Genomic DNA, 20,073 nt, shown 5'->3' on the forward strand with positions numbered 1-20,073 from the left:
ATCAGGCAAGGATTGTGCAGAATCGACATAACACTGCTTGCAGCGCCACCGCTAAGCTGTGCCCATCAAAGAAGCATGCAGAGGACGCTCCATGTCGTCGCCCGAACAGCAGTCCATTCCCCTCGATGCCGAGATGGAAAAACAGCGCGCCGAACTGGCCAGCATTGTGCACCGGCACACTTGGGAGGACGGTTCCTACGGCACCGCGATCACTTCGCTCTACCTGAACCGCCACAATACGCCGCGCGACTTCATGCCGGTGCTGGTTGAACCTGCCCTGTGCATCCTCGCCAACGGCAGCAAGGAAGTGCGCCTGGCCGACGAAATCTTTGCCTACGACCCCCTCAACTACCTGGTGTTCTCGGTCGCGATGCCGGTGGCCGGGCGAGTCATCGACGCCACGGTCGAAGACCCCAACCTGTCGGTGCGCATCAATATCGACCCGGCGCAACTGACCGCCCTGATAGCCGAAGCTGGCCCGATGGGGGTGCCCACGCGCCCGACCGCGCGCGGTATGTATGTCGACCGGATCGACACCCAGTTGCTCGACGCCGTCTTGCGCCTGGCACGCCTGCTGGATACGCCCAAAGATATCGCGATGTTGGCGCCGTTGATCAATCGCGAAATCCTCTACCGCTTGCTGCGTGGGCCACAGGGCTATCGCCTGTACGAAATTGCCGTGGCCAATAGCCAGAGCCATCGGGTCAGCCGCGCAATCACCTGGCTGAACGGCAACTACGAACAACCGCTACGCATTGATGACCTGGCCAAGGAAGTGAATCTCAGCGTGTCGACCCTGCACCACCGCTTCAAGGCCATCACGGCCATGAGTCCGTTGCAGTACCAGAAGCAACTGCGCTTGCAGGAAGCGCGGCGCCTGATGATCGCCGAAGGCCTGGAAGCCTCGGCGGCGGGGTATCGGGTGGGGTATGAGAGCCCGTCGCAGTTCAGCCGGGAATACAGCCGATTGTTTGGGGCGCCGCCGCTTAGAGATTTGGCCAGGTTGCGCCAGAGCCTCTGACCTACTGCGGACCGCTGTGGGAGCTGGCTTGCCTGCGATGGCGGTGGGTCAGATGTACCGCTATCGCAGGCAAGCCAGCTCCCACATAGGCTCGGCAGCGCTACTTAGTCCGGGGTGCGGGGCAGTTGCAAGGTCACCCGCAGGCCACCTTCGCGCAAATTCTGCAAACTCACTTCGCCGCCATGGCTATGGGCGATATTGCGTGCAATCCCCAGCCCCAGGCCATAGCCCTGCTGCTGCCCGGCCAGACGAAAGTGCGGTTCGAAGACCTGCTCCAGACGCTGCTCCGGTACACCGGGCCCCTCGTCATCCACATGCAGGATGAACTGCGCACCATCGTCCTCGATACGCAGATGGGCGTTCTGCCCGTACTTCAAGGCGTTGTCGATCAGGTTGCCAATGCAGCGCTTGAGCGCCAGCGGCTTGCCCGGATAGGCCGTCAACGCCCGGCCGTGCTGGGTCACCCGGCCATTGCCGTTGGGCGCCAGATACGGCTCCACCAGGCAGTCGAGCACATGGTTGAGGTCCACTGGCTCGATGTTCTCGTGGATGTCCGTGTCCTTGACGCACTGCAACGCGCCCTTGACCAGCAGTTCCAGCTCATCCAGGTCACGGCCGAACTTGGCTTGCAGCTTTTCGTCTTCCAGCAGTTCCACCCGCAGCCGCAGGCGTGTGATTGGTGTGCGCAAGTCGTGGGAAATTGCGCTGAACAACTGGCTGCGTTCGGTCAGGTAGCGGCTGATCCGCTCGCGCATGGCATTGAACGCGCGGCCTACCTCCACCACTTCGCTGCCGCCGCCTTCGGCCACCGGCTCCACGTCGGCGCCCAGGGACAGGTCCCGCGCCGCCCGCGCCAGGCGCTTGAGCGGCCGGCTTTGCCAGTGCACCAGCAAGCCGATAAACAGCAACAGAAAGCCGCTGGTCAGCACGATAAACCACACTTGCTGGGACGGCAGACCCTGTTCTTCGAGGCTGGTGTAGGGCTCGGGCAGCAACGAGGCGATATACAGCCATTCGCCGGCGCCCAACTCGATCTGCGTCACCAGTACCGGCGGGTTGACCGGCTCCAGGGTCAGCGCGTAATGCGCCCAGGAACGTGGCAGCTCATCGAGTTTCAGGCCGGCATTGAAGATGCGCAGGTCTTCTGCACTGACAAACTCCACCGAAAAATGCACGTCACCGCCCAGGGTCTGGCGCAGCACTTCGTCCACCGCGCCGAGCACCGCCTGTTTGCGCGGGGTTTGCGGCAAGATCTGCATATCCAGCGGTTTGTCGTTGAGCGTCACCACAAAGCGCGTGCCGCCCATGCTGCGCAACTGGTCGAGCACCAGCGGGCGATAAGCCACCGGCAGGGAACGGAAATAACTGACGCTGGCGGTCATCGAATGGGCCAGGCTGCGGGCGCTGGTGACCAGGCCCTCAAGCTGGGTGGCGCGCAGCTGCGAGACCCAGATCACGCTGGATAAAGCCTGGGCAAACAGCACCGCCAACAGGGTCAGCAGCAGCATGCGCCCCAACAAGGAACGCGGGACCGGAATGCGCCGGCGCTCAGTGGGCATTGCTGGCAACCACACTGGCCGCCAGTTGGTAACCGCTGCCGCGCACGGTGCGGATCAGCCGTGGCGGTTTCTCGGTGTCGCGCAGGCGTTGTCGCAGGCGGCTGACGGCCATATCGACAATGCGGTCCAGGGGCATCAGGTCACGGCCACGGGTGGCATTGCCAATGGTGTCGCGATCAAGGATTTGCTGCGGGTGATCGAGGAACAGTTTGAGCAGGGCAAAGTCGGCACCGGAGAGGATGACTTCCTCGCCATCAACGTGAAACAAGCGATGGCTGATCATGTCCAGCCGCCACTCATCAAACACCAGCACATCGCCACCGCTGCGCTCCTGGCCAAACTGGCAGCGGCGCAACAGGGCCTTGATGCGTGCCTGCAGCTCACGGGGGCTGAAGGGTTTGCCGATGTAATCGTCGGCGCCCAGCTCCAGGCCGATTACCCGGTCGGCCTCGTCGGAACTGGCGGTGAGCATGATGATCGGCACCTGGGCCTGGCGCGGGTGCTGACGTACCCAGCGGCAGAGGCTGAAGCCGTCTTCGTCGGGCAGCATGACGTCGAGGATCACCAGGTCGCATGGGGCTTCGTCCATGGCTTGGCGAAACCCTGCGCCATTGGGCACGCCCCGCACCTGGAAGCCGGCGCGACTGAGGTAGGTTTGCAGCAACTCGCGGATTTCCTCGTCGTCATCGACGAGAAGAATGGATTTACTGATTACGCTCACGGGGGCCTCCTTGTTGTTATGGGGTGCTCTCTAGGGCCTCTTCGCGGGCAAGCCCACTCCCACATTTTGATTTGTGAACACAATCAAATGTGGGAGTGGGCTTGCCCGCGAAGAGGCCATCACTGCCTACGCAAATGCCTGCTCCAACGCCACACCCGCCCCGGTCAACCCGGAATACGGCGCCGTCACCAACCACACCGGGATCCCTTTGAAGTAGTCGCTCATGCAACCTTTGTCCGCAAAGCTCTTGGCAAAGCCACTGTTGATAAAGAACTCGGCAAACCGCGGGATCACCCCGCCCACGATATACACCCCACCCCGGGCGCCGGTGGTCAGCACGTTATTGCCGGCCACGCGGCCCAGCCAGATGCTGAACTGGTCGAGGACCTCCATCGCCACCGGATCGCCAGCCAACCCTGCCGCAGTAATCGCCTCCGGGGTTTCCAATACCGCCGGATGGCCGTCCACCGCGCAGATCGCCCGGTACAGGCGTGGCAGACCGCTACCGCTCAGGGCGGTCTCGGCGCTGACATGCCCGATCTCGTTGTAGATGTGTTGCCACAACTGGGTTTCCCGTGGGCTGCTCAGGGGCAGGTCGACATGCCCGCCCTCGCCCGGCAACGCGGCCCAGCGGCCGGCGCCCAGGTCCAGCAAGGTGCCCACGCCCAGCCCTGTGCCTGGGCCGATCACCACGGCCGGGCGCCACGGCTCCGGGGTGCCGGCGCAGACCACGCGGTACTCATCGGGTTGCAGGCGGGTCATGCCCAGGGCCATGGCCGAGAAGTCATTGACCAGCAGCAGCTCGTCCACTTGCAGGGCCTTGCAGAACGCGGTCTTGCTCAGGCGCCAATGGTTGTTGGTGAACTTGAACTCATCACCACTTACCGGCCCGGCCACCGACAGGCACACCGCGCCGATGGAACCCGGCGCCAGGCCTTCCTCGGCGAGGTAGACCTTGATCGCCTCTTCAGGGCTGGCGTGATCCGCCGTGGCCAGCACCCGGATCGAATGCAGTGCCTGGTCCCGCCATAACGCAAACCGGGCGTTGGTACCGCCGATGTCACCAACCAGCGCAAGTTTCACTTAAGTGTCTCCAGGGCAGAGGTAAAGGCGCTGGCGCCCTGCTCTGCGGAGCTTGCGGCCAGGCGCATAAATGCAAACAGCTCGCGACCGGCCCCCACGTTATTGCCCAACAGGCCCGTGGCAGGCGCGCGCGCTGCAAATTCTTCGGCGTCCACCTTAAGCTCGAGGGTGCCTTTGACGCCATCGACGCGAATGATATCGCCATCCTTGACCCGCGCCAGCGCCCCACCGCACTGGGCTTCGGGGCTGACGTGAATCGCGGCGGGAATCTTACCCGAGGCGCCGGACATGCGCCCGTCTGTCACCAATGCGACTTTGAAACCCCGGTCCTGCAACACACCAAGGAACGGCGTCATCTTGTGCAATTCCGGCATGCCATTGGAGCGCGGGCCCTGGAAGCGCATCACCGCGACAAAATCCTTCTCCAACTGGCCGGCCTTGAACGCGTCCGCCAGGTCCTGCTGGTCCTGGAACACCACGGCCGGCGCTTCGACGATTTGATGCTCGAGGGCCACGGCCGAGACTTTCATCACCCCACGGCCGAGGTTGCCTTCCATCACTCGCAAGCCACCCTCCGGGGAGAAGGCACGGGCCACCGGGCGCAGGATGCTTTCGTCGAGGCTTTCGATCGGGCCTTCACGCCAGACCAGTTCGCCATCCACCAGGAATGGCTCCTGGGTGTAGCGGCTCAGGCCATGGCCGGCCACGGTGTTGACGTCTTCGTGGAGCAGGCCGGCTTCCAGCAACTCGCGGATCAGGAACGACATGCCGCCCGCCGCCTGGAAGTGGTTGATATCAGCTTTACCGTTCGGGTAGACGTGGGACAGGGTCGGCACCACTTCCGAGAGGTCGGCCATGTCCTGCCAGGTGAGGATGATGCCCGCGGCCATGGCGATGGCCGGCATATGCAGGGTGTGGTTGGTCGAGCCGCCGGTGGCGTTGAGAGCGACGATGGAGTTGACCAGGGATTTTTCGTCGACGATCTCGCCGATCGGTGTGAAGTTGCCATTGGCCTTGGTCAGGCGCGTGACCTGGTGCGCAGCCTCGCGGGTCAGTGCATCGCGCAGCGGTGTGTACGGGTTGACGAACGAAGCGCCGGGTAAGTGCAGGCCCATCACTTCCATCAGCAACTGGTTGGTGTTGGCGGTGCCGTAGAAGGTGCAGGTGCCGGGGCTGTGGTAGGACTTCATCTCCGATTCCAGCAGTTCTTCGCGGCTGGCCTTGCCTTCGGCATAGCGCTGGCGCACATCGGCCTTCTGTTTGTTGGAGATCCCCGAGGGCATCGGCCCGCCGGGCACGAAGATCATCGGCAGATGGCCATAACGCAGGGCGCCCATCATCAGGCCCGGGACGATCTTGTCGCAGATCCCCAGCATCAGCGCGGCGTCGAACATGTTGTGGGACAGCGCTACCGCCGTGGACATGGCAATCACTTCGCGGCTGAGCAGGCTCAGCTCCATGCCCGGCTCGCCCTGGGTCACACCGTCGCACATGGCCGGGGTGCCGCCGGCGAACTGGCCGACCGAGCCGACTTCGCGCAGGGCTTTTTTGATCTGTTCCGGGAAATGTTCGTACGGCTGGTGCGCCGAGAGCATGTCGTTATATGACGAAACAATTGCCACGTTGGCGGCATTCATCATCCGCAGGCTGTTTTTATCTTCAGTGCCGCACCCGGCCACGCCGTGGGCAAAGTTGGCGCATTGCAGCTTGCCGCGCATCGGCCCGTCGCTGGCCGCGCCGCGAATCAGCGCAAGGTACGCCTCACGGGTTGCCCGGCTGCGGGCGATAAGGCGTTCGGTGACCTCAAGTACGCGGGGATGCATGTGTAGAACTCCAGGCTAACGGATGTGGCGACCTGAGTGTCTATGCTGATCAAACGCCCACCGCTCATGGGATGGCAGGGAGTCGTTTGGATCATCGGACCAGTTGATTCAGGTCACTCGTTGTAGATTGAACAAAATATTGCCACTAAAAAGGCTTGTTTTCTATTTTTATGCGAATAATCTTGTAATTCTTACAACAAATCGACGACAGGCGCTTTCAAATGACTCTTCGGATTGCAATCAATGGTTTTGGCCGTATTGGCCGCAACGTCCTGCGCGCACTTTATACCCAAGGTTACCGCCAGGATTTGCAGATCGTCGCCATCAATGATCTGGGCGACAGTTCGATCAATGCCCACCTGCTCAAATACGACACCGTCCATGGCACTTTCGATGCAGAGGTTGCTCACGATCAGGAAAGCCTGACCGTCAATGGCGACCGGATCGCCGTGAGTGCCATTCGCAACCCCGCCGACCTGCCGTGGGCGGCGCACAAGATCGACGTGGTGTTCGAATGCACCGGTCTGTTCACCGACCGTGACAAGGCCGCGGCCCATATTAGCGCCGGCGCGCGCAAGGTCATTATCTCGGCCCCGGCCAAGGGCGCGGATGCCACCGTGGTCTACGGGGTCAACCATGACATCTTGCGTCAATCCCACCAGATCATCTCCAACGCCTCCTGCACTACCAACTGCCTGGCGCCGGTGGCCCAGGTGCTGCACCGCGAATTGGGTATCGAAAGCGGCCTGATGACCACCATCCACGCCTACACCAATGACCAGAACCTGACCGACGTCTACCACACCGACCCGTACCGCGCCCGCTCGGCCACGCAGAACATGATCCCGAGCAAGACCGGTGCAGCCGAAGCGGTGGGCCTGGTCCTGCCGGAACTGGCGGGCAAGCTGACGGGCATGGCGGTGCGCGTGCCGGTGATCAACGTGTCGCTGGTGGACCTGACCGTGCAACTGAAAAAAGAAGCCACGGCCGATGAGGTCAACGCGCTGCTCAAAGAAGCCAGCCAACACTCGAAAATCCTCGGCTACAACACCCTGCCGCTGGTTTCCAGTGACTTCAACCATAACCCGCTGTCGTCGATCTTCGACGCCAACCACACCAAGTCCAGCGGCAAGCTGCTCAAGGTACTGGCGTGGTACGACAACGAATGGGGCTTCTCCAACCGTATGCTGGATAACTGCCTGGCGCTGTGTAACGCCGAGTAACCCCCCCTGTGGGAGCGGGCTTGCTCGCGAATGCGGTGGGTCAGTCAATACATTCATTACTGACCCACCGCATTCGCGAGCAAGCCCGCTCCCACATTTGTCTTGCGTGGGTTCAGAGAAATAGCCACTTGCCATTTGCGTTGATGATAAGCATTATCATTAACTGCCAATTGGTCCGGTATCACTGTGAGCCTATCTCGCTTCAATCAAGTCTTCCTCACCCAACGGGTGGTGCTACTGCGCACCTTGCAGCGGATGGTGAATAACCACAGCACCGCCGAGGACCTGTTGCAGGAAACCTACCTGCGCGTCACCCGGGCGCTCAGCGAGCGACCGATTGATCACCTCGAACCTTTCGTGTTCCAGACCGCACGCAACCTGGCCCTCGACCATCTGCGCGCGCGTCGGATCCAGTCCCGCACCTTGCAGGAAGATGTCCCATTGGATGTCCTGCAAAGCGTCGCCTCCCCGGTCACGACGCCCGAAGATGCCGCCCACGCCGAGCAATTGCTGGAGCACCTGAGTGTCAGCCTCGGACAGTTGAGCGCCCGCCAGCAGCAGATCTTTATCCTCAGCCGCCTGCACGGCTGCAGCTATCAGGAGATTGCCGACCAGTTGCAGGTGTCCTTGAGCACCGTGCAAAAGGAACTGAAATTGATCATGGCCATCTGCATAGGTGTGGCCGAACGACTCGATCACCCTTAAGCTTTGTCGGGACAAGCCGACAGAAATGTCGCAAAAATACGCAAGACACTGAATAAAACGTGGCGAAGACCCGAGGAACACCGTGACGGACCCGAACAAACTGCGCCCCCATGAGCTGGCTCATGAGGTGTTGCAACATGCGGCCATGGACCAAGCCCTCGACTGGCTGATCGCTTTGCAATGCCCGCAGCCAGGCCAGCAGGCCGAGTTCCAGGCCTGGCTCGCCGCCGACCCGAGTCACGCCCAAGCCTTCGCCAAAGCCCAGGCCGCCTGGGGCGGTGCGCCGGTACACAGCGCCGCCGTGGCCCTCAATGCACCGCGCAAGCCCAGCGCCTGGCGGCGCATCAAGCCGCACTGGAAGCCCTTGGCCACGGCGGCGGTGTTGCTGCTCGGGCTGTTCAGCTTCAGCAACCTGCCGGTGCGCCTGCAGGCCGACCATTTGACCGTGGTCGGCGAGCGCCAGCGCCTGCAGCTGGATGACGGCTCCAAGGTGCTGCTCAATACCAATTCGGCGTTTTCCAGCACCATCGACGAACATCAGCGCATCGCCCGCCTGTACCAGGGCGAGGCGTTTTTCGAAGTCGCGGCCAACCGTGGCCTGCCCCTGCAAATCGACGCCGGCCCAGTGCGCGCCAGTGTCAGCGATACGGCATTCGCTGTGCGTTATCTCAACGGTGAGGCCCAGGTTCAGGTGCAACGCGGAGACGTTGACCTGAGTACCCCCTTCGGCAACAACCGGGTGCGCCTGAGTGCCGGCGAAAGCATCCGCGTCGGCCCCGAGGGCTTCGGCCAACCCTCCAAACTCGATGCGACCAAGGAGCTGGCGTGGGTCCAGGGCCGACTGGTCTTTGAAAACTGCCCGATGAGTGAAGTGCTGGCAGAGCTGCGGCGCTATTACCCGGGCTGGATCGTCAACACCAACGAGCAACTGGCCAGCGTCGCGGTGACCGGTAATTACCGCCTGGACCAGCCCCTGGACGTAGTGCGCTCCCTGGCGCATATCACCTCGGCCAGGCTCTCGGAGTTCCCCGCGCTAGTCATTCTCAATTGAGAATAATTATTTTTACTCGATAACCTCTGCTGGTACGTCTCGTCTTAGCCAATGCAACTGATTCCTATTTGATTCAGGCTCGCAACTATAAGACTCGTACCTCGGAGCGCTCTCGATGTCCTCTCGTTTCAACCGCCGGTCCTCTTCGCCCACACTTTGCCTGCTGGCCGCCGCGATCCTGTTGGCAGGCAGCCCGGTCCTGACGGCCGCTGCCGCCGAACCCGCTGCGCGCAGCCACGCCAATTACACCTTCAGCATCGAGCAGCAATCCCTGGTGTCGGCGCTCAACGCCTTTACCGCCGTCACCGGCTGGCAGATCGGCCTGCCCGCCGAACTGGGCCAAGGGGTTTCCTCCCCCGGCGCACGGGGCTCACTGACACCGGAAAAGGCCCTGGATCGGCTGTTGGTGGGGACCAACCTGAACTACCGCAAACTGGGCAACAACAACATCGTCCTGGAAAAGCGCACGGCGGGCAGTGCTATCACCCTGCAGCAAATGACCATCAGCGCCACCCGTCAGGAACAAGCGGTAGACAGCGTGCCCAGCACCGTCACCGTGCATGAGCGCGAGGAGCTGGACCGCCAGAACGTCAACACCATCCGCGAACTGGTGCGCTACGAACCGGGCGTCTCGGTCGGTGGCGCGGGCACCCGCTCCGGTAACACCGGCTACAACATTCGCGGGATCGACGGCGACCGCATCCTCACCCAGGTCGACGGTGTAGAGGTGCCGGACAACTTCTTCAACGGCCCGTACGCCAAGACCCGGCGCAACTATGTCGACCCGGAAATCGTCAAGCGCGTGGAAATCATCCGTGGCCCGGCCTCGGCCCTGTACGGCAGCAGCGCCATCGGCGGCGCCGTCAGCTACTTCACCCTCGATCCGGATGACATCATCAAGCCCGGCCAGGATGTGGGCGCGCGCCTGAAGACCGGCTACAGCTCGGCGGACGAAAGCTGGCTGACCTCCGGCACCGTCGCCGGCCGGGTGCAGGACTTCGACGGTTTGCTGCACCTGAGTCAGCGCAACGGCCACGAGATGGAGTCTCATAACGGCAACAACGCCACCGGCCTGGCCCGCACCGGCGCCAACCCGGAAGACGTGCGCACTACCAACGTGCTGGCCAAGCTGGGCTGGAACTACGGCGAAGACAACCGCCTGGGCCTGACCTACGAGAAGTACAAGGACGACCGCGACATCAACCAGAAAAGTGCGGTGGGCGGGATCTTCCTCGAGGGCCAGGGCACGAACATGTACCGTGACCGCCGCGGTAACGACACCATCACCCGCGAACGCTTTGGCCTGGAGAACAAGTTTTCACTCGACTCGCCGATTGCCGATCACATCAAGACCAGCCTCAACTACCAGATCGCCAAGACCGACCAGGCCACCAGCGAAATCTATCAGGCCGGCCGCCGCGTGCTGCGTACCCGCGACACCCTCTACGAAGAAAAGCAGTGGGTGTTCGACGCGCAGTTGGACAAGGCCTTCGTCATCGGCGATACCGATCACCTGCTGACCTACGGCACCACGATCAAGCAGCAGAAAGTCACCGGTTCGCGCGAAGGTGCGGCGACCTGCCTGGCTGTAGGCGCGGGCTGCACTGCCATCGGCGCACCGAGCCCAACCCCTGCCGACAGCGTGAAAAAAGCCAGCGATTTCCCCGATCCGACCATCAACAGCTACGCGCTGTTTGCCCAGGATCAGATCAGCTGGAATGACTGGACCTTCCTGCCCAGCCTGCGCTACGACTACATCCAGCTCAAACCCAAACTGACCGAAGCGTTCCTCAATACCACCGACCCGGACCGCAAGTACCCCCACGACGACTCGAACAAAACCTGGCATCGCTTCTCGCCAAAACTGGGCGTGACCTACGCACTGACCGAGCAGTACACCTGGTTTGGCCAGTACGCCGAAGGTTTCCGCACGCCATCAGCCAAAGCGCTGTATGGCCGTTTTGAAAACCTGGAAGAAAACTATGTCGTCGAGCCCAACTCGAACCTCAAGCCGGAAACCAGCAAAAGCTACGAAACCGGAATCCGTGGCAACTTCGACTCAGGCAATTTCGACGTCGCGGTGTTCTATAACAAGTACCGTGACTTCATTGACGAGGACAACGCCGCACTGAGTCCAACCGGTACCATCTTCCAGCCCGGCAATATCAAGCGCGCCACCATCAAGGGCATGGAGGTCAAAGGGCGCTTGAACCTGGACGCCTTCGGCGCGCCGCAAGGCCTGTACAGCAAAGGCGCGATTGCCTACGCCCACGGCCGCAACGACGAAACCGGCCAGCCGCTGAACAGCGTCAACCCGCTCAAGGGTGTGTTCGGCCTGGGCTACGACCAGGACACCTACGGTGCGCTGGTCAGTTGGACACTGGTCAAGAAACAGAACCGGGTGGACAGCGCCACGTTCTTTACCCCGACCGGCATCAAGGCCAACGGCCCGTTCAAGACCCCGGGCTTTGGCATCGTCGACCTGACCGGCTTCTACAAAGTCACCGACGAGCTGACCGTCAACGGCGGCCTGTACAACCTGACCGACAAGAAATACTGGAACTGGGATGACGTGCGCAGCTACGACGGCGTGGGCGAAGCCGGCGTGACCTCGCCGGCCAGCCTGGACCGCCTGACCCAGCCAGGGCGTAACTTTGCGATCAACCTGATCTGGGACATCTGACCCACGCAACCCCGCCTCGCCGGCTTTATCGCCGGCCGGGGTGAGGATTTTTTACTGTGACGCGTCTTCTTGTTCGTCTAGTAATAACAGCCTGGCAACAAGGCGCTTTTCCTTCTCAAGGACATCCAATGACCGCTTCCACCACCACAGAACGCGCAAGCCTGCGCTCCCAGCGCCTGAACCAGATCACCCACGAGCCACACACCAAGCTCGACGCCCTGGTCAAGGCTCACGCCCCGTTTGAAACCCAGGCCAACTTCGCCCGTTTCGTGGTCGCGCAGTACCTGTTCCAGTCGGAACTGGTGGCGCTGTACAACGATCCCGAGCTGATCAAGCTGGTGCCCGACCTGGCCGAGCGCTGCCGCGCCGACGCCGCCAAGCTGGACCTGGCCGACCTGGAAACCGAAGTGCCTGCCCCCGTGGCCGGTGCCGTGCAGAACCCGAGCAAGGCCGAGGCCCTGGGCTGGCTGTTCGTCTCCGAAGGCTCCAAGCTGGGCGCGGCATTCCTGATCAAACGTGCCGTTGGCCTGGGCCTGAGCGAAACCTTCGGGGCCCGCCACCTCGGCGAGCCGGCCGGTGGCCGTGCCGAAGGTTGGAAGCGCTTCACCCGCACCCTCGATAGCCTGGAGCTGAGCGCCGAAGAAGAAGCGGCGGCGGAAAAAGGTGCAGTGGATGCCTTTGTACGCTTCACCGTGTTGCTGGAACAGGCGTACGCTAGCGCCCCAGAACTGGCCTGACCCGCTGCTGGCATGTCATGAATGTGGGAGCTGGCGTATGTGGGAGCTGGCTTGCCTGCGATAGCATCGCCTCGGTCTAACTGATACACCGAAGCGTCTGCATCGCAGGCAAGCCAGCTCCCACATGTTGATCGCGCTCCATTTGCAGATTTTTCGAAACCCAGACAAATCGTACCTATGACAGCCCCCGCCCCCTCCTCCTCCAAGCTCGCCCGAATCCTGTTCGGCCTGCTGGCCTATGTCAGCCTGGGGATCGGCTTGATCGCAATTGTCATACCGGGCCTGCCCACCACCGAATTCATCCTGCTGGCCGCTTGGGCTGCCACCAAGAGCTCGCCGCGCCTGAGCGCGTGGCTGGAAAACCACCGGCTGTTCGGGCCGATCCTGTTCAACTGGCGCAACGGCAAGATCATCGCGCGCCGGGCCAAGGTCAGCGCCACCGTGAGCATGCTGCTGTGTGCCGGCCTGATGCTGGTGATGCTCGATCACGGTTGGCCGATCTACCTGGCGATCGCCGGCATGAGCCTGGGCAACCTGTGGATCTGGTCACGCCCCGAACGCCTGGCGCGAACCCCCGCCTGAGCGCCCTACCGCTCATCGCCTGTTCCTCATGAATTACCCGTCGGTGCCGATGTTCCGGGCATAGCGCCGAATGGACTTGGCCGTTGCCCTGCTTGCACACCAACAAGTCCAATCGCGAGTAAGCCCATGTTCGACACCCTCTCCATCCGCTTGAAAATCGTGCTGCTCTCCGGCCTCTGCCTGTTGGGGGTGATTGCGCTGATCGTCAGTCTGAACATCTACCAGACCAACCAGAACGACCAACTGGTCAGCGCCTCAAGTTCGCAGATGCTCACCACCAGCGTGGAAAACCTGCTCCAGGCCAAGGCCGCCGAGCAGGCGGTACAGGTACAGAAAGCCTTCGGCGAGAGCCTGTTGGTGGTCACCGCCCTCGCCGATCAGGTCAAGGACTTGCGCAACATGGCCGCCAAGCGCTCGTTGGAAGCAGGGGCCGTGCGCGAGGAACTCAATCAGCAGATCAAGACCGCCTTCGAGCGCAACACCAAGGTGCTGGGGATCTGGTTGTCGTTTGAACCCAACGGCCTGGATGGCAAGGACAGCGAATTTATCGACGACAAGCTGCGCGCCTCCAACGAAGCCGGGCGTTTCTCCAGCTATTGGAGCCGGGCCGGCGGTGAAGGCCTGAACACGATCATGGTGGAAGCGGACCTGACCAAGACCACCCTCAATCTCAGCGGCACGCCCTACAACATCTGGTACACCTGCCCACGGGATACCCGCAGCGTTTGCCTGTTGGACCCGTACGCCGACGAAGTGGCCGGCAAGTCGATGCTGATGACCACCATCTCCCTGCCGCTGCTGGCCGACGGCAAGGTGATTGGGGTGATCGGCATCGACATTGCCCTGGACGCCCTGCAAGCGGCGGCCAATACCGCGCAAAAAGAGCTGTTCGACGGCGCCGGAATCATGGAAATCCTCTCCAGCAGTGGCCTGATCGCCGGCTACAGTGGCGAGCCGGACAAGGTCGGCAAGAGCATCGTCGATATGCTTGGCGGCGAAGGCAAAGAGATCGTGCAACTGCTGGCCAGTGAAACGCGCAAGGTCCGCGAGCAGGACGACACGATCCGCGCGGTATATCCGCTCAAGCCGATTGCTGGTGCCAAGCCCTGGGGCGTGTTGATCAAGCTGCCCAAGGACGTGCTGCTGGCCGATTCGGTCAAGTTGCAAGGCGTGCTCGATGACGCCCAGGCCCGCGGCACACTCCAGGCGTTGCTGGTGGGCGCCGTGGCTGGCCTGCTGGGCCTGCTGCTGATGTGGCTGACCGCGACGGGTGTGACTCGCCCGATCAACAGCGTGGCGGCGATGCTCAAGGATATTGCCAGCGGCGACGGCGACCTGACCCAGCGCCTGACTTACACGAAAAAAGACGAACTGGGGGAGCTGGTCAGTTGGTTCAATCGCTTCCTCGACAAGCTGCAGCCGACCATCGCCCAGATAAAGCAGAGCATCACTGAAGCCCGTGGCACTGCGGATCAGTCCTCGGAAATCGCGCGCCAGACCAGCGAAGGCATGCAGGTGCAATTTCGCGAGATCGACCAGGTGGCCACCGCCTCCAACGAGATGAGCGCCACCGCCCATGAGGTGGCCAACAGCGCCTCAAATGCGGCCAGTGCAGCACGCGGCGCCGATCAATCGGCCCGTGAAGGCATGGCGATTATCGAGCGCAGTACCCGCGATATCACCACCCTCGCCGAAGAAGTCAGCAAGGCGGTGACCGAGGTCGAAGCCCTGGCGGTCAACAGTGAGCAGATCGGCTCGGTGCTGGAGGTGATCCGCAGCATTGCCGAGCAGACCAACCTGCTGGCGCTCAACGCGGCGATTGAAGCGGCACGCGCCGGGGAAAGCGGACGGGGTTTTGCGGTAGTGGCAGACGAAGTGCGCAACCTGGCGCGACGCACCCAGGACTCAGTGGAAGAAATCCGCCTGGTCATCGAACGTATCCAGAGCGCGACCCGTGGGGTAGTGACCACCATGCATTCGAGCCAGAGCCAGGCGCAGAACAACGCCGGGCAGATCCAGCAGGCGGTCCAGGCCCTGGGCAAGATCAGCGATGCGGTGACGGTGATCAGCGACATGAACCTGCAAATCGCCAGCGCTGCCGAAGAACAGAGCGCCGTGGCCGAAGAGGTCAACCGCAACGTTTCGGCGATCCGTACCGTGACCGAGACCTTGACCGGTCAGGCCACTGAATCGGCAGCGATCAGCAGCCAGTTGAATGCATTGGCCAACCAGCAGATGAAACTGATGGATCAGTTCCGGGTGTAGACCCAGGTCCGGAAACGATGAAATACCCCATGTGTGTGCGGGCTTGCTCGCGATAGCGGTGGACCCGTCAGTAAATCCGGCGACTGACACTGCGCTATCGCGGGCAAGCCCGCTCCCACATACAGCACCAGCAGATTTGCGGTGAGTCAGACACCGGTCCAGGCGCTGACAAACGCCGTGATGTCTTCTTTCGCCGCCGTCCGCGGCGGGTTTTGCGCAGTGCCCAAATAAAGGAAGCCAATCACTTCCTCACCCGCACTCAGCCCCAACCCCTTGGCCACATGCGCCGAATACGACAAATCCCCGGTCCGCCACACCGCACCAATACCCTGGGCATACGCCGCCAGCAAAATACCGTGGGCCGCACAGGCCGCCGCCAGCAATTGCTCGGACTTGGGCACCTTGAAGTGCTCCTGCAGACGGGCAATCACCACCACCACCAACGGCGCACGCAACGGGCCATTCTGCGCCTTGTCGATCACCGCTTGCGGGGCCTCGGGGTCTTGCAGGCGGGCCGCTTCGGCCAGCAGGGTGCCCATTTGCTCGCGGGCTGCGCCTTCCACGGTGAGGAAGCGCCACGGCCGCAGTTGGCCGTGGTCCGGCGCACGCATGGCTGCCGCGAACAGCACTTCGCGCTGCTCGGCAGTAGGGGCCGGTTCCAGCAGGCGCGGTACGGAAACACGGTTGAGCAAAGCGTCGAGAGCCTGCATTGGCCACCTCCAAAAAAAATGTGCGGTCATTCTAGCGGGAATGCATCAGATTGGAGCAAACGATAATTGCTCTTATTCAATCCGCCCCGCCCTGTTAGACTTTGCCCCTGAATTTCATCCACCCTCGCCCGTCTTCCAGGATTCTTGATGCCCCGTTTGCTTCTTCGCCTGTCTGCACTCTTGATGGCCGTGAGCCTGAGTGCCTGCGATGACGCCCCGCCGCCGACGTTTACCCAGGCCGAGCCCGGTGAAGCCCGTTCGGGGGGCAGCACCACAGTGCGCAAGACCGACCAGAATGCCTTTTCTCTGCCGTCGGCCAACCTGGCACCAACCCGCCGCCTGGACTTCAGCGTCGGCAACAGTTTTTTCCGCAATCCATGGGTGATCGCCCCGGCCACCACCACCGCCCGCGACGGGCTGGGGCCGCTGTTCAACACCAATGCTTGCCAGAACTGCCATATCAAGGACGGGCGCGGCCATCCGCCCGCGCCTGAGGCCAACAATGCGGTGTCGATGCTGGTACGCCTGTCGATCCCGGATTCGCCGCCCTATGCCAAGGTCATCGAACAGTTGGGGATCGTGCCCGAGCCGGTGTATGGCGGGCAGTTGCAGGACATGGCCGTGCCCGGTGTCGTCCCGGAAGGCAAAGTGCGGGTCGACTACACACCGGTCAACGTTACGTTCAATGACGGTACGGTGGTGGAGTTGCGCAAGCCGAGCCTGCAGATCACCCAGCTCGGCTACGGGCCGATGCACCCGGATACGCGGTTTTCCGCCCGTGTAGCACCGCCGATGATCGGCCTGGGCCTGCTCGAAGCCATCAGCGACGCGGACATCCTGCAAAACGCCAGCAAACGCCCGGACAAAAACGGCGTGCTCGGCCGCCCGAACTGGGTCTGGGACGATGCCCAGCAAAAAACCGTGCTCGGGCGCTTTGGCTGGAAAGCCGGGCAGCCGAACCTCAATCAACAAAATGTTCACGCGTTCTCTGGTGATATGGGCCTGACCACCAGCCTGCGGCCCATGGACGACTGCACCGACGCACAGGTTGCCTGTAAGCAGGCGCCCAACGGCAACGGCGAAAATGGCGAGCAGGAAGTCAGCGATAACATCCTGCGCCTGGTGCTGTTCTACACCCGGAACCTGGCCGTGCCCGCCCGACGCGACGTCAACGCGCAACAAGTGCTGGACGGCAAGAACCTGTTTTTCCAGGCCGGTTGCCAGGCATGCCACACACCGAAGTTCACCACCGCCAGCAATGCCGCCGAACCGGAGCTGGCCAACCAGGTCATCCGCCCGTACAGCGATTTGCTGCTGCACGACATGGGCGAGGGCCTGGCCGATAACCGCAGCGAGTTCAAGGCCGGTGGCCGCGACTGGCGCACGCCGCCGTTGTGGGGCATTGGCCTGACGCAAAACGTCAGTGGCCACACCCAGTTCCTGCATGACGGCCGTGCCCGCAACCTGCTCGAAGCCGTGCTGTGGCACGGCGGTGAGGCCCAGGCGGCGCAGCAACAGGTGTTGTCTTTTAATGCGCAGCAGCGAGCAGCATTGCTCGCGTTCCTGAATTCTCTATAAGCTTTGCCCCAATTATTGAAGGGAGCTCGACATGTTCCGTCCCAAGTTATTGTTCACCAGCCTGGCCGCCCTGGCCCTTGGCGCCTGCTCGCCGCAGGATCCGCAAGCGGTCACCTCGGCAGCCATCGCCAAGCAAGTGATCCTGCCGACCTACAGCCGCTGGGTCGAAGCTGACCGGCAGCTGGCCGTCAGCGCCCTGGCTTACTGCCAAGGCAAGGAATCCCTGGAGACCGCCCGCGCCGACTTCCTCCATGCGCAAAAAGCCTGGGCCGAGTTGCAACCGCTGCTGATCGGCCCGCTGGCCGAAGGCAATCGCGCCTGGCAGGTGCAGTTCTGGCCCGACAAGAAAAACCTCGTCGGCCGCCAGGTCGAGCAACTGGCCACCGCCCAGCCACAGATCGACGCCGCCGCCCTGGCCAAGTCCAGCGTGGTAGTGCAAGGCCTGTCGGCCTACGAATACATCCTGTATGACGCCAAGACCGACATCGCCAACGACGCCCAGAAAGCCCGCTACTGCCCGCTGCTGATGGCCATCGGCGAGCGCCAGAAGCAATTGGCCGAAGAGATTCTGGCCAGTTGGAACAGCACCGACGGCATGCTCGCGCAGATGACCAAGTTTCCTAACCAGCGCTACGCCGATTCCCACGAAGCCATCGCCGAACTGCTGCGCGTGCAGGTCACGGCCCTGGATACCCTGAAGAAAAAGCTCGGCACACCGATGGGTCGCCTGTCCAAGGGCATCCCGCAGCCATTCCAGGCCGATGCGTGGCGCAGCCAGTCGTCCCTGCAAGGCTTGCGAGCCAGCCTCGCAGCGGCCCAGACCGTGTGGGTCGGGGTCGACAACAAAGGCCTGCGCGGCCTGCTGCCTGCCGACCAGAAACCTCTGGCCGAAAAGATCGACGCCGCCTACGCCGCCGCCCTGAAGCTGTTCGACAGCAACCAGCGTTCGCTCAATGAACTGCTGGCCGACGACGCCGGGCGCGAGCAACTCAACGCTATCTACGACAGCCTCAACGTGGTCCACCGCCTGCATGAAGGCGAACTGGCCAAGGCGCTGGGCATCCAACTGGGCTTCAATGCCAACGACGGTGACTGATGATGCTCAGGCGACAGGCTTTGGCCATCGGCAGCGTGCTGCTCAGTGCAATCACCCTGGGCGGCTGGACGCTGTTCAAGCGCAAGGGCGACAGCCCGCTGTTGCTGTCGGCCCGGGATGATGCCGACGGCAAGCACTACGCCGTGGGCTATCGCCTGGACGGCAGCCAGGTGTTCGCCACCCAGGTTGGCCAGCGTTGCCACGACATCATCAACCACCCGAGCCTGCCCATCGCGCTGTTCGTGGCCCGCCGTCCGGGCACCGAGAGCTACCTGGTGGACCTGCGCGACGGCACGCTGCTGCAAACCGTGACGTCCCAGGCCAACCGGCACTTTTATGGGCATGCAGTCATCCACAAGAGCGGCGACTGGCTATACGCCACGGAAAACGACACCACCGACCCCGGTCGCGGCCTACTGGGCGTGTACAGGTTCGAAGGTGAGCGCCTGGTACACAGCGGGGAGATGTCCACCCACGGCATCGGCCCGCACCAGGTGTCGTGGATGCCCGATGGCGAGACTCTGATCGTGGCCAATGGTGGCATTCGCACCGAGGCCGAAAGCCGGGTCGAGATGAACCTCAACGCCATGGAGCCGAGCCTGGTGCTGATGCAGCGCGACGGCACCCTGCTGAGCAAGGAAACCCTGAGCCAGCCAATGAACAGCGTGCGCCATATGGGGATCGCCAGCGATGGCACGATCCTCACCGGGCAACAGTTTATGGGGCCTTCCCAGGAGCGTTCCGAACTGTTGGCGATCAAGCGTCCGGGGCAACCGTTCGTGGCGTTCCCGGTGGCCGATGAGCAATTGCAGGCCATGGGGCACTACACCGCCAGCGTGGCCGTACACAGCGAGTTGCGTCTGGTGGCACTGACCGCGCCACGGGGCAATCGCTTCTTTATCTGGGACATGGACAGTGGCGAACTGCGCCTGGACGGGCCGTTGCCCGACTGCGCCGGCGTCGGCGCAGTGGCCGACGGGTTTGTCGTGACCTCTGGCCAGGGTCGTTGCCGTTTCTACGATTGCCGGCAGCCCCAACTGGTGGCCAAGCCCCTGGATCTGCCAGCTGGGTTCTGGGATAACCACCTGCATCTGATCTAAAGCCACTGTCGCGCTCCCGGGCCCACACCTGGGAGCCGACTCACCAGAAAAACCCTACGCAACCTGTGAAAAAACCCCGCCACGGGGACTACTCATCTCACAGACACGTCCGACTTTCCGCCTTATAGCACTCGCC

16 protein-coding genes are annotated in these 20,073 nt (G+C 62.5%); 11 read left to right on the forward strand and 5 right to left on the reverse strand.

From position 1 onward, the window contains the following. Positions 1-91 precede the first annotated feature (91 nt). A complete protein-coding gene (locus HBR93_RS00590; protein ID WP_057439392.1) occupies positions 92-1,021 on the forward strand; it encodes an AraC family transcriptional regulator in 930 nt (309 codons plus the stop codon). Between the two features lie 104 nt (positions 1,022-1,125). Here HBR93_RS00590 and HBR93_RS00595 read toward each other — a convergent pair whose 3' ends face one another. From HBR93_RS00595 to edd, 4 genes are all read right to left on the reverse strand, one after another. Then, complete coding sequence (locus tag HBR93_RS00595) at positions 1,126-2,580, reverse strand: ATP-binding protein (protein ID WP_169959677.1); 1,455 nt, start codon at positions 2,578-2,580, stop codon at positions 1,126-1,128. Continuing rightward, a complete protein-coding gene (locus HBR93_RS00600; RefSeq protein ID WP_057439391.1) occupies positions 2,570-3,301 on the reverse strand; it encodes a response regulator transcription factor in 732 nt (243 codons plus the stop codon). The genes HBR93_RS00595 and HBR93_RS00600 overlap by 11 nt, the downstream gene beginning before the upstream one ends. Before the next feature lie 126 nt (positions 3,302-3,427). Further along, positions 3,428-4,384 carry a glucokinase gene (locus HBR93_RS00605; protein WP_057439390.1) on the reverse strand — a complete coding sequence of 319 codons (957 nt, stop codon included), beginning with the start codon at positions 4,382-4,384 and terminating at the stop codon, positions 3,428-3,430. Then, positions 4,381-6,207 carry a phosphogluconate dehydratase gene (gene edd / locus HBR93_RS00610; protein WP_057439389.1) on the reverse strand — a complete coding sequence of 609 codons (1,827 nt, stop codon included), beginning with the start codon at positions 6,205-6,207 and terminating at the stop codon, positions 4,381-4,383. The genes HBR93_RS00605 and edd overlap by 4 nt, the downstream gene beginning before the upstream one ends. A gap of 221 nt (positions 6,208-6,428) precedes the next feature. Here edd and gap point away from each other — a divergent pair, with 221 nt between their 5' ends. The 7 genes from gap to HBR93_RS00645 all read left to right on the forward strand — a co-directional run bounded on the left by gap (position 6,429) and on the right by HBR93_RS00645 (position 15,453). Beyond that, positions 6,429-7,430 (forward strand): type I glyceraldehyde-3-phosphate dehydrogenase, encoded by a 1,002-nt coding sequence (gene gap / locus HBR93_RS00615; protein WP_029295415.1) that lies wholly within the window; start codon positions 6,429-6,431, stop codon positions 7,428-7,430. Positions 7,431-7,616: 186 nt separating this feature from the next. Then, positions 7,617-8,135 carry a sigma-70 family RNA polymerase sigma factor gene (locus tag HBR93_RS00620; protein WP_057439388.1) on the forward strand — a complete coding sequence of 173 codons (519 nt, stop codon included), beginning with the start codon at positions 7,617-7,619 and terminating at the stop codon, positions 8,133-8,135. A gap of 82 nt (positions 8,136-8,217) precedes the next feature. After that, a complete protein-coding gene (locus HBR93_RS00625; protein WP_115128845.1) occupies positions 8,218-9,186 on the forward strand; it encodes a FecR domain-containing protein in 969 nt (322 codons plus the stop codon). A 115-nt stretch (positions 9,187-9,301) separates the two neighbouring features. Continuing rightward, positions 9,302-11,869 (forward strand): TonB-dependent receptor, encoded by a 2,568-nt coding sequence (locus HBR93_RS00630; RefSeq protein ID WP_169959678.1) that lies wholly within the window; start codon positions 9,302-9,304, stop codon positions 11,867-11,869. A gap of 128 nt (positions 11,870-11,997) precedes the next feature. Continuing rightward, positions 11,998-12,606: a biliverdin-producing heme oxygenase gene (locus tag HBR93_RS00635; RefSeq protein WP_115128847.1), complete on the forward strand. Its 609-nt coding sequence runs from the start codon at positions 11,998-12,000 to the stop codon at positions 12,604-12,606. A 177-nt stretch (positions 12,607-12,783) separates the two neighbouring features. Next, positions 12,784-13,188, forward strand: a complete 405-nt coding sequence (locus HBR93_RS00640) for a YbaN family protein (protein ID WP_057439386.1) — start codon at positions 12,784-12,786, stop codon at positions 13,186-13,188. 126 nt (positions 13,189-13,314) lie between these two features. Then, the gene (locus tag HBR93_RS00645; RefSeq protein WP_169959679.1) at positions 13,315-15,453 is read left to right on the forward strand and encodes a methyl-accepting chemotaxis protein; all 2,139 of its coding nucleotides are present in this window, start codon (positions 13,315-13,317) and stop codon (positions 15,451-15,453) included. Between the two features lie 146 nt (positions 15,454-15,599). Here HBR93_RS00645 and HBR93_RS00650 read toward each other — a convergent pair whose 3' ends face one another. After that, complete coding sequence (locus HBR93_RS00650) at positions 15,600-16,163, reverse strand: nitroreductase family protein (protein ID WP_057958653.1); 564 nt, start codon at positions 16,161-16,163, stop codon at positions 15,600-15,602. Positions 16,164-16,310: 147 nt separating this feature from the next. Between HBR93_RS00650 and HBR93_RS00655 the strand changes: the two genes are divergently transcribed. The 3 genes from HBR93_RS00655 to HBR93_RS00665 are packed head-to-tail and all read left to right on the forward strand — an operon-like array spanning position 16,311 to position 19,937. Next, positions 16,311-17,741 (forward strand): di-heme oxidoredictase family protein, encoded by a 1,431-nt coding sequence (locus HBR93_RS00655; RefSeq protein ID WP_057958652.1) that lies wholly within the window; start codon positions 16,311-16,313, stop codon positions 17,739-17,741. A gap of 31 nt (positions 17,742-17,772) precedes the next feature. Next, complete coding sequence (locus HBR93_RS00660) at positions 17,773-18,837, forward strand: imelysin family protein (protein ID WP_057439384.1); 1,065 nt, start codon at positions 17,773-17,775, stop codon at positions 18,835-18,837. A 2-nt stretch (positions 18,838-18,839) separates the two neighbouring features. Further along, positions 18,840-19,937 carry a DUF1513 domain-containing protein gene (locus HBR93_RS00665; RefSeq protein ID WP_057958650.1) on the forward strand — a complete coding sequence of 366 codons (1,098 nt, stop codon included), beginning with the start codon at positions 18,840-18,842 and terminating at the stop codon, positions 19,935-19,937. Positions 19,938-20,073 lie beyond the last annotated feature (136 nt).

It is taken from the genome of Pseudomonas sp. WS 5411, from assembly GCF_012985595.1.
In the GTDB taxonomy this organism is placed as follows: domain Bacteria; phylum Pseudomonadota; class Gammaproteobacteria; order Pseudomonadales; family Pseudomonadaceae; genus Aquipseudomonas; species Aquipseudomonas shahriarae.

Bases quoted from the DNA above. Each gene is read 5' to 3' on its own strand.
- HBR93_RS00590 (WP_057439392.1), top strand. From the start codon at position 92: ATGTCGTCGCCCGAACAGCAGTCCATTCCCCTCGATGCCGAGATGGAA.
- HBR93_RS00595 (WP_169959677.1), bottom strand. From the start codon at position 2,580: ATGCCCACTGAGCGCCGGCGCATTCCGGTCCCGCGTTCCTTGTTGGGG.
- edd (WP_057439389.1), bottom strand. From the start codon at position 6,207: ATGCATCCCCGCGTACTTGAGGTCACCGAACGCCTTATCGCCCGCAGC.
- gap (WP_029295415.1), top strand. From the start codon at position 6,429: ATGACTCTTCGGATTGCAATCAATGGTTTTGGCCGTATTGGCCGCAAC.
- HBR93_RS00630 (WP_169959678.1), top strand. From the start codon at position 9,302: ATGTCCTCTCGTTTCAACCGCCGGTCCTCTTCGCCCACACTTTGCCTG.
- HBR93_RS00635 (WP_115128847.1), top strand. From the start codon at position 11,998: ATGACCGCTTCCACCACCACAGAACGCGCAAGCCTGCGCTCCCAGCGC.
- HBR93_RS00640 (WP_057439386.1), top strand. From the start codon at position 12,784: ATGACAGCCCCCGCCCCCTCCTCCTCCAAGCTCGCCCGAATCCTGTTC.
- HBR93_RS00645 (WP_169959679.1), top strand. From the start codon at position 13,315: ATGTTCGACACCCTCTCCATCCGCTTGAAAATCGTGCTGCTCTCCGGC.
- HBR93_RS00650 (WP_057958653.1), bottom strand. From the start codon at position 16,163: ATGCAGGCTCTCGACGCTTTGCTCAACCGTGTTTCCGTACCGCGCCTG.
- HBR93_RS00655 (WP_057958652.1), top strand. From the start codon at position 16,311: ATGCCCCGTTTGCTTCTTCGCCTGTCTGCACTCTTGATGGCCGTGAGC.
- HBR93_RS00660 (WP_057439384.1), top strand. From the start codon at position 17,773: ATGTTCCGTCCCAAGTTATTGTTCACCAGCCTGGCCGCCCTGGCCCTT.
- HBR93_RS00665 (WP_057958650.1), top strand. From the start codon at position 18,840: ATGCTCAGGCGACAGGCTTTGGCCATCGGCAGCGTGCTGCTCAGTGCA.